1 protein-coding gene is annotated in these 238 nt (G+C 39.5%); it reads right to left on the bottom strand.

Going from position 1 to position 238, the window contains the following annotated elements:
* Positions 1-167 (bottom strand): ribonucleotide-diphosphate reductase subunit beta (locus SCA31_RS25450; RefSeq protein WP_410699706.1); only part of this gene is annotated, 167 nt, incomplete at its 3' end.
* Positions 168-238 lie beyond the last annotated feature (71 nt).

Consider the following 238-nt stretch of genomic DNA (forward strand, 5'->3'; position numbering starts at 1 on the left):
ATGTACGTATCCTGCTCATTTTTACCCAAATACTTCCAAGTAAGAAGATCGCCGTTTAATGCGATCTCTTCCGGAAGCCAAAACTGCTTTACATTTTGGTTGTAAAACATTTGGGTGAAATCATCTTCATGCTTTGACCAGTTTGCTGCGTCATAAATTTTTGTCACTGTAAACTCTCCTTTAATCAAACGACACAAGAAAGACAGCTGTCCCGCCCTGTATCTTTCGTTCTTGCATA

Source organism: Chryseobacterium sp. SIMBA_028 (genome assembly GCF_046535285.1).
Taxonomy (GTDB): Bacteria; Bacteroidota; Bacteroidia; order Flavobacteriales; family Weeksellaceae; genus Chryseobacterium.